The sequence below is a fragment of the Kitasatospora sp. NPDC058243 genome (assembly GCF_042882025.1).
GTDB lineage: Bacteria > Actinomycetota > Actinomycetes > Streptomycetales > Streptomycetaceae > Kitasatospora.
In genome coordinates, this window is sequence record NZ_JBHVWW010000028.1 from 88,113 (window position 1) to 95,997 (window position 7,885).

General features: G+C 72.6%; 8 protein-coding genes. 4 read left to right on the forward strand and 4 right to left on the reverse strand.

Annotation, left to right across the window (positions count from 1 at the left end):
• Positions 1 to 79: 79 nt before the first annotated feature.
• From ACFVX9_RS19915 to ACFVX9_RS19930, 4 genes are read right to left on the reverse strand one after another with little or no spacing between them, the layout of a single operon-like run.
• A complete protein-coding gene (locus ACFVX9_RS19915; RefSeq protein WP_063346326.1) occupies positions 80 to 850 on the reverse strand; it encodes a cyclase family protein in 771 nt (256 codons plus the stop codon).
• On the reverse strand, positions 837 to 2,516 hold the full coding sequence (locus tag ACFVX9_RS19920; protein ID WP_387982759.1) for an FAD-dependent oxidoreductase: 1,680 nt from the start codon (positions 2,514 to 2,516) through the stop codon (positions 837 to 839). The genes ACFVX9_RS19915 and ACFVX9_RS19920 overlap by 14 nt, the downstream gene beginning before the upstream one ends.
• Positions 2,509 to 3,447 (reverse strand): aromatase/cyclase, encoded by a 939-nt coding sequence (locus ACFVX9_RS19925; RefSeq protein ID WP_063346328.1) that lies wholly within the window; start codon positions 3,445 to 3,447, stop codon positions 2,509 to 2,511. The genes ACFVX9_RS19920 and ACFVX9_RS19925 overlap by 8 nt, the downstream gene beginning before the upstream one ends.
• A 27-nt stretch (positions 3,448 to 3,474) precedes the next feature.
• Positions 3,475 to 4,263: an SDR family NAD(P)-dependent oxidoreductase gene (locus ACFVX9_RS19930; protein WP_063346329.1), complete on the reverse strand. Its 789-nt coding sequence runs from the start codon at positions 4,261 to 4,263 to the stop codon at positions 3,475 to 3,477.
• 179 nt (positions 4,264 to 4,442) lie between these two features.
• Here ACFVX9_RS19930 and ACFVX9_RS19935 point away from each other — a divergent pair, with 179 nt between their 5' ends.
• From ACFVX9_RS19935 to ACFVX9_RS19950, 4 genes are read left to right on the forward strand one after another with little or no spacing between them, the layout of a single operon-like run.
• Complete coding sequence (locus tag ACFVX9_RS19935) at positions 4,443 to 4,862, forward strand: nuclear transport factor 2 family protein (protein WP_063346330.1); 420 nt, start codon at positions 4,443 to 4,445, stop codon at positions 4,860 to 4,862.
• 14 nt (positions 4,863 to 4,876) lie between these two features.
• Positions 4,877 to 6,430, forward strand: a complete 1,554-nt coding sequence (locus ACFVX9_RS19940) for a class I adenylate-forming enzyme family protein (RefSeq protein WP_063346331.1) — start codon at positions 4,877 to 4,879, stop codon at positions 6,428 to 6,430.
• Between the two features lie 26 nt (positions 6,431 to 6,456).
• Complete coding sequence (locus ACFVX9_RS19945) at positions 6,457 to 6,747, forward strand: antibiotic biosynthesis monooxygenase (RefSeq protein ID WP_063346332.1); 291 nt, start codon at positions 6,457 to 6,459, stop codon at positions 6,745 to 6,747.
• A gap of 12 nt (positions 6,748 to 6,759) precedes the next feature.
• Positions 6,760 to 7,797, forward strand: coding sequence for a methyltransferase (locus ACFVX9_RS19950; protein WP_380425127.1), 1,038 nt, complete (start codon positions 6,760 to 6,762; stop codon positions 7,795 to 7,797).
• Positions 7,798 to 7,885 lie beyond the last annotated feature (88 nt).

Consider the following 7,885-nt stretch of genomic DNA (forward strand, 5'->3'; position numbering starts at 1 on the left):
CGCCCGACAGGTCCCGATCACCCCACGGTGGTCGGGACCTGTCGCATACCGGCCGCGCTGAATTCGGCGGCCGCGGCCGTCAATCGAGCAGTGCCACCGCCCGAGTCCAACCCGCGCCCGCGCCGACGATTTTGACCGGAAGCGCGTGTACGGTGAATCCGGTCGGCGCGGGCAGCGCACCCAGATTGCACAGCCGCTCGATCTGACAGTATTCCCGCTGCCGCCCCGCGAAATGCGCGGGCCAGAGCACGGAATGGTCGCCGGAACGCCGGAACTCCGAGAGCATATGCGTGAAAGGGGCGTCCAGGCCGAAGGCGTCCGTCCCGATGAGCCGCACCCCGAGGTCGAGCAGTAAGTTGGTCGCCTCACCGTCCAGGCCGGCGAACTCGGTGAAGTACTCCGGTGTTCCGGCGAGCTGGTCGGCGCCGGTGTGCAGGAGCACGATGTCCCCGGCGCGCGGGCAATGGCCGATGTCGTCGAATGCCCGCCGCAGTCGGTCCGCGCCGATCGTACCGACCCCGGTGTCGGTCAGGTCGAGGACGACTCCCGGGCCGATGAACCAGTCCAACGGCAACTGGTCGATGTCGCGCGGAATTCCGTACGCCGTCTTGGTGCCGTAGTGCGACGGCGCGTCGACGTGGGTGCCGGTGTGGGTGGTCAGGGTCAGGGTGTCGAGGGAGAGCAGTTCTCCGTCGGGCAGGTCGGCGATGTCGAACTCGATGCCGTGGTTGCGGAGCATCCCCTCGGCCATGTGCCGCGCGCCGTCGGCCGGCGTCAGTACCTCGTGACGGATCCCGTCCACCTCCCAGGCGCCGCCGTCGATCGCCGAGGACAGGTCAATGATGCGCACTGGTGGTCCCTTCCGGTAGCAGGGCGCAGGCCTGGAGGACCTGGCGGAACCGGCCCGGGCCGCGGTCCCGGGCGGCGACGTAGCCGTCCGGCCTGATCAGCAGGAACTCCCCGGGCGCCAGACCCAGGGCACGACGCAGCGCGCCGTCGGTGTCCGCGTCGGAGTGACCGTCGGCGTCGGAGTGACCGTCCGCGTCGGAGTGACCGTCCGCGTCGGAGCTACCGTCGGCGTTCGCGTCGGACAGCACCCGTACCGAGACGGCCGCGCCGAACAGCCGGTCCACCTGCTCCACCGCCTCCCGGTGGGCGGCGCGCCCGGTTGCCGGCTCGGCGGCCAGCAACGTCCATCGGGGATCGGCGAGTTCGGCACGGAGAGCGGCCCCGCCGGGGTGCCCGCCTGCCGTGCCGGCGGCGCAGCCCACCCGGTCGCCGGGCCTGATCCCACCGGTGGCGTCGGTCGCCAGGGTGAGCGGGCTGTCCGGGTAGGCCAGGCCCAGCCCGCAGAAGCCGCGGATCATCTTGCCCTCGACCCGGCGCTTCAGCGGCGGCACCGCGCGCAGCACGGCGGTGCCGACGGTGAGCAGGGCCGGCCCCAGCACGGTGCGCAGCGAGACCAGCGCGGTGGCCGTCCTGGTGGAGCGCAACAGGACGGCCCCGGTCGGCACCCGCTCGGCGTCGTAGCTGTCGAGCAGGTGGGGCCCGGCGTGACCGCGCGTCACGTCCGCCAGCTTCCAGGCGAGGTTGTAGGCGTCCTGGATGCCGCTGTTCATGCCCTGCCCGGAGGCGGGGCTGTGCACGTGCGCGGCGTCGCCGGCGAGGAAGCAGCGTCCCGAGCGCATCCGGGTGATCTGGCGCTGCTGCACGGTGAACACCGAGAGCCAACTGGGCGCGCCGACCGTGACCGGCCGGCCCAGCGCCCGGCCGATTTTGGCGGTCAGCCTGCGCCGGACGACCTCGGGGTCGTCGGCTCCGCCGGTGTCCCTGGTGTCCACCACGCGCCACTTGCCCGGCTCGGGGAAGGGCACCAGCAGCAGCGTTCCCGGGTCGGTGTGCAGCAGGTGGTTGCTGTCCGGCGGCAGGTCGGCGTCGATCGTGACGTCGGCGTTGAGCCACTCCTGGGTGGTGTCCCCGATCAGCCGCATGCCGAGCTGGCGCCGGACGGTGCTGCGCCCGCCGTCGGCACCGATCAGCCAGGGCACCGGCGTCTCCTCGACCCGCCCGTCGGGGTGGCGCAGGGTGACCAGCGCGGCGTCCGTCTCGGAGCGGACGCCGACCAGTTCGACGCCCCATTCGACGGTGACGCCGTACCGCGCGGCGCACTCGCGCAGCACGCGTTCCGTCACCACCTGGTCCACCATCAGGCTGAATGGGTAACCGGTGGGCATCGTCTCGTAGTTGGTGTCGAATCGAACCAGGGTGCGGCCCCGGCGGTGCATGGTGAAGTGGGTGACACGTCGGCCCAGCGGGAGCAGCCGGTCGAGCGCTCCCATCTGGTCGAGCACCTCCATGGTCCGGGCGTGCACCGCGAGCGCCCGGCTGCTGGTGGCCGGGCCGTCGGCGGCGTCGATCAGCCGTACCCGTACGCCGCGTCGGGCGAGCTCGTGGGCCGCGGTGAGCCCGACCGGGCCGGCGCCGGCGATCAGGACGGACGGTGCGGGGTCAGCCATGGCGTTCCTCGGCGAACCGCTTGGCCAGCGCCAGGGTGGCGCGGCTGTTGCCGCCCGCGGCGGAGCGGATGAACGTCCGGGCGGAAGCAGTGGTCGCCTCGGGGCCCAGGACGGCGGGAATCGCCTCGGGGTTGAGCACGACGGCGTGCCAGGACGTCACCCGGACGCCGTGCCCGGTCTGCTCGAAGGTCCACCGGCCGGTGTGGGCGGACATCATCGACGGTGTGCGCAGCTGCTTGTAGGCGATGGCGGTGCCGGGGAAGCAGATCCGGATCGACTCGGTGGTGTGCTCGGAGCCGTCCGCGGTGCGGGTGTCCATCGCCATGTGCTGGATGCCGGGGACGTCCTCGCGCAGGTCGAGGCGGGCCACGTGGGGCAGCCGGTCCGGCCACTCGGCGGCTTCGTGGAGGAAGCCGTAGACGGTCTCCAGCGGCGCGTCGACCAGCACCGAGTCCTCGAACTCGAATTCCAGGTCGGCGAGCGCCGACCAGCTCTCGGCGAGGGCCTTGATGTTGCCGAGTTCGGTTCGACTGTTGCGGTCGGTGGCCCGGGTGATCCACTCGACGCCCTGTGGGTCGTCGTCGACCGCGGTGAACTCGTGGGTGAGCGTCAGGGTGGCGCCGCCGGGCCGCTCGTGGACCTGCCACTCCCCCGCCATCGAGGCCACCGGCGGCGAGGAGACCTCCTGCCGGAACCGGATCCGCCGGCGGCCGCCGTCCAGCTCGCGGCGTGAAGTCCAGTGCTTCACCTCGCCGTTGGCGCCGGCCCAGATCCGCAGCCGCTCGGTGTCGGCCGTCAGGGCCTCGTGCTCCACGTGCAGGGTGGGTCCGAACCGCCGTGGCCACGCCAGGGCGTCGGCGATGACGGCGTAGACGACGTCGGCGGGGGCGGCCACGTCGATGTCGTGGGTGGTGTGCTGTGTGCGGGTCATCCGTCGACCAGCCTTCCGTCGGTGGGTTCAGTAGATGCCGAGGCCGCCGCAGACGTTGATCGCCTGCGCGGTGATGGAGGCGGCGGCGGGGGTGGTCAGGTAGTCGACCATGCCCGCCACCTCCTCCGCGGAGGAGTAGCGGCCGAGCGGGATCTTCTGCTCGAACCGGGCGAGCACGTCCTCCTCGCTGGTCTCCCAGGTGGCGGCGTACGCCTGGCGGACCCGCACCGCCATCGGGGTCTCGACATAACCGGGGCAGACCGCGTTCACGGTGGTGCCGGTGGCGGCGAGCTCCTTGGCGAGCGCCTTGGTGAAGCCGATGACGCCGGCCTTGGACGCCGAGTACGGAGCCCCGAGCGGGACGCCCTGCTTGCCTCCGGTGGAGGCGACGGTGATGATCCGCCCGTGGCCGGCCCGCTCCATGCCGCCGGTGGTCAGCACCTCCCGGGTGACCCGGAAGACGCTGGTGAGGTTGGTCTCGATCACGTCGTTCCACAGCTCGTCGCTGATGGCCGAGGTGACGCCACCGCCGTTGCGCCCGGCGTTGTTGATCAGCACGCCGATCGGACCGAACCGGTCCACCGCGGTCCGGACCGCCGTGGCGACGTCCTCCTGGGAGCGGACGTCGGCGGGTACGCCGTCGACCTCGTACCCCTCGCCGCGCAGCCGCGCGACCGTCTCCGAGACGTCCTTCGCGGTGCGGGCGCAGATGAAGACGCGCAGGCCTCGCTGGGCCAGGCGGACGGTGCTGGCCAGTCCGATCCCGCTGGTCGCCCCGGTCACCAGGGCGACCCCGGTGGTTGTCTCGGTGCTCATCGCATCAGTCTCCGATTCAGAGTTCCCGGGCTCGTTCAGGCCCCTCGGCCCGACCCTGCACCGCCGGCTTCGACTCCCGTTAGAGCGCGCCCGCGCGGCCCGCGCTCGAACCGGATTCGAAACGAGGGTGCGAACGTCGTCGCCGTACCGATCCCCAACCGCCCGAGGAGGGCCCGAGCATGACCGAATCGCTCTACGAGGAGGTCCAGCACTTCTACGGGCGGCAGATGCGCCACCTGGACGAGGGCGAGGTCACCCAGTGGGCCGCGACCTTCACCGAGGACGGCGTGTTCGCCGCCAACGCCCGCCCGCACCCGCAGGAGGGCCGGGGGAGCATCGAGCGCGGCGCCCACGAGGCGGCGGCGCGCCTGGCCGCCGCCGGGGTCCAGCACCGGCACTGGCTCGGCATGCTGGAGGTCGCCGAGCAGCCGGACGGCACCGTGCTCGCCAGGACCTACGCGCTCATCATCGCCACGCCCAAGGGCGGTGCGGCCGCCGTGCACCTGAGCACCAGCTGCGAGGACCGGCTGGTGCGGGTGGCCGGGGAGCTGAAGGTCCGCCACCGCCAGGTGTGCCGGGACGACCTGCCGGCCGCCTGAGAGGAGACCCCGACATGGCTACCTCTGCGGACAGTACGACCTTCGGCGCGCCGCTGGACACCGTGTCGGAGCTGATCGGCGGCCCCCGGATCGACGACCTGCTCCGACGCTCGGCCCGGCGCTCGCCCCGGCACCCGGCGCTGGTCGCCGACGGCGAGGTCCTCGACCACGCCGGGCTCGACGGACGGGTGACCCGCTGCGCCGAGGCGCTGCGCGGCGCGTTCGGCGGCCCGGAGACGGTGATCGCGATCGCCGCCGAGCTCACCGTGGACTTCGCCGTCACCTTCCTGGCGATCTCCCGCTCCGGCAACACCAGCGCCATGTTCAACCCGTTGATCTCGGACGACGCCCTGGTGCACGTCCTGAACGCGTGCGGTGCGCGGGCGGCGGTGCTGTCGCCCCGGATGCACCGCCGGATCGAGGCGGTGCGGCACCGGGTCCCGGCGCTGCGGCAGATCGTGGTGACCTCGGACGCGGGCGACGGCACACCGGTGCTGGACGAACTGCCCCGGGCGGCCGTCCCGGACGGCGAGGCCGCGCGGACCGCCTGCCTCCAGTTCACCAGCGGTACCACCGGCGCTCCCAAGACGGTGCGGCTGAGCCACGACAACCTCCTGGTGAACGCCGCGCAGTCGGCGCACGCCCACCAGCTGGGCGCGGACTCGGTCTCGCTCGACAACCTGCCCTCGTTCCACCTCATGCACCTGAACACCGCGCTGGCGGTCGGCGCGACCCTTCTGCTCTGCCCGGCGGAGGACCAGGAGGCGATGGTGGAGCTGGCCCGCGCCTGGCGGGCCAGCCACCTGTACAGCCTCCCGGTGCGGCTGTCCCGGCTGGCCGGGGACCTGCGCCTGCCGGCCTTCCGGATCCCCTCGCTGCGGGCGGTGCTGTCCGGCGGCTCCACGCTGCCGCCGCGCACGACGACGGCCCTGTCGGAGCACTTCGCCGTCCCGGTGGTCCAGGGCTACGGTCTCGCCGAGACCTCGCCCTCCACCCACTTCGACCTGCTGGACCGGCCGACCACCGGATCCTGCGGCCCGCCGGTGGCGGGAACGGGCTGCCGGATCGTCGACGTGCGGACCGGCGCGGTACTGCCGACGGGCGAGAAGGGCGAGATCCAGGTCAAGGGGCCCCAGCTGATGCTGGGCTACCTCGGCGCCGGGCACGGCGAGGCCGTGCGCCCGGACGGCTGGTTCAGCACCGGTGACGTCGGACGGGTCGACGAGGAAGGCCGGCTGTCCGTCGTCGACCGGATCAAGGACGTCTTCAAGTGCGACAACTGGCTCGTGTCGCCGACCGAGATCGAGCGGGTGCTGATGCGGCATCCGTCGGTCGCCGACTGCGTGGTCTTCGACTACCCCGACGAGCTGAGCGGCGCCGTCGCCGTCGGACTCGTCGTCCCGATGGGCGATGACGTCGACCCGGCCGCCCTGGCCGGCTTCGTCAACGCCCGACTGCCCTACTACGAGCACCTGCGGCACCTGTGGCTGGCGGAGAGCATCCCGCGCTCCGCCACCGGCAAGGTGCAGCGGCGCGATCTGCGCGACCGGCTGCTCGGCAAGCCCTGACCCGCGACCGACCCAGGAGGACCAGCATGTTCACCTTCATCAACCGCTTCACCGTCACCGGTGACAAGACCGAGTTCGAGGCCGTCGTCGGGGAGATCACCGCGTACATGAGCGCCCAACCCGGCTTCCGCTCCCACCGGCTGTACCGCTCGGCCGCCGACGCGCAGGTCTACGTGGAGACCGCCGAGTGGGACGACGCCGTCTCGCACAAGCAGGCGACCGGCTCCCCGGAGTTCCGCTCGCGGGTCGGCCGGGTGATGGCGCTCGCCCAGGCCGAACCGGCCCCGTTCGACCTGATCACGCAGCACGGCGCCTGAGGAGGACGGCAGATGACGACGACCGGCGAAACCATTCCGCAGGCGGTGATCCGGCTGCGCGAGCTCGCGCTCAGCGCGGCCTGCGCCGCCTCCGTCCGCGCGGCGGCCCGGCTGGGCCTGGCCGACGCGCTCGGCGAGGAGCCCGCCACCGTGGCCGAGCTGGCCCGGGCCGTGGGCGCCCAACCGGACGCGCTGCAACGGCTGCTGCGCTCGCTGACGACCTACGACGTGTTCAGCGAGCGACCCGACGGCCGGTACGCGCACACCGACGCCTCGCGGCTGCTACGGGAGGACACCCCGCGCACCCTCAAGCACATGGTGCTCTGGGGCACCGAGCCGTGGACCTGGGAGCTGTGGGGGCACCTCGACGAGGCGGTCCGCACCGGCAAGGCCGTCTTCCCCGAGCTGCACGGCATGGACTTCTTCGACCACCTGCACGCCCACGCGCCCGAGTCGGCCGCGGTCTTCGACCAGGCGATGACCCAGTCGAGCCGGCTCTCCGCGCTCGCGCTGGCCGACCGGCTGGACCTGAGCGGGGTCGGCACGGTGGTGGACATCGCCGGCGGCCAGGGGCACGTCCTCGCCACGCTGCTGGAGCGCAATCCGGGGCTGCGTGGGACCCTGCTGGACCTGCCCGAGGTGGTGGCGGGGGCCGACCCGCGGCTGCGGCCGGGCGGCGCGCTCGCCGACCGGGCGACGCTGCTGGCCGGCGACTGCCGCCGGGAGGTCCCGGTCAAGGCCGACGTGTACCTGCTGAAGAACATCCTGGAGTGGGACGACGAGAGCACCGTCCTGACCCTGCGCAACGTGGCGGCGGCGGCGGAGCCGGGCAGCCGCGTCATCGTGGTCGAGAACCTGGTGGACGGAAGTCCCGAGATCAGGTTCACCACCGCGATGGACCTGCTGCTGCTGCTCAACGTCGGCGGCCGCAAGCACACCCAGGCCGGGCTGGTCGCCCTCGTCCGGGAGGCGGGTCTGGAGCCGACCGGGGTCCGCCCGGTCAACTCCTACCTGCACCTGGTCGAGAGCACGGTCCCGGACCGGGCCTGACGGACCGGGGTACGCGCGGCGGGGGGGGGGGGGAGAAAAGAAAAAGAGGGAAGAAATAATAGAACTGCCTACCCCCCACCCGCAAACG

Coding starts and splice junctions, on each gene's coding strand:
- ACFVX9_RS19920 (WP_387982759.1), bottom strand. CDS start 2,516: ATGGCTGACCCCGCACCGTCCGTCCTGATCGCCGGCGCCGGCCCGGTC.
- ACFVX9_RS19925 (WP_063346328.1), bottom strand. CDS start 3,447: ATGACCCGCACACAGCACACCACCCACGACATCGACGTGGCCGCCCCC.
- ACFVX9_RS19930 (WP_063346329.1), bottom strand. CDS start 4,263: ATGAGCACCGAGACAACCACCGGGGTCGCCCTGGTGACCGGGGCGACC.
- ACFVX9_RS19935 (WP_063346330.1), top strand. CDS start 4,443: ATGACCGAATCGCTCTACGAGGAGGTCCAGCACTTCTACGGGCGGCAG.
- ACFVX9_RS19940 (WP_063346331.1), top strand. CDS start 4,877: ATGGCTACCTCTGCGGACAGTACGACCTTCGGCGCGCCGCTGGACACC.
- ACFVX9_RS19945 (WP_063346332.1), top strand. CDS start 6,457: ATGTTCACCTTCATCAACCGCTTCACCGTCACCGGTGACAAGACCGAG.
- ACFVX9_RS19950 (WP_380425127.1), top strand. CDS start 6,760: ATGACGACGACCGGCGAAACCATTCCGCAGGCGGTGATCCGGCTGCGC.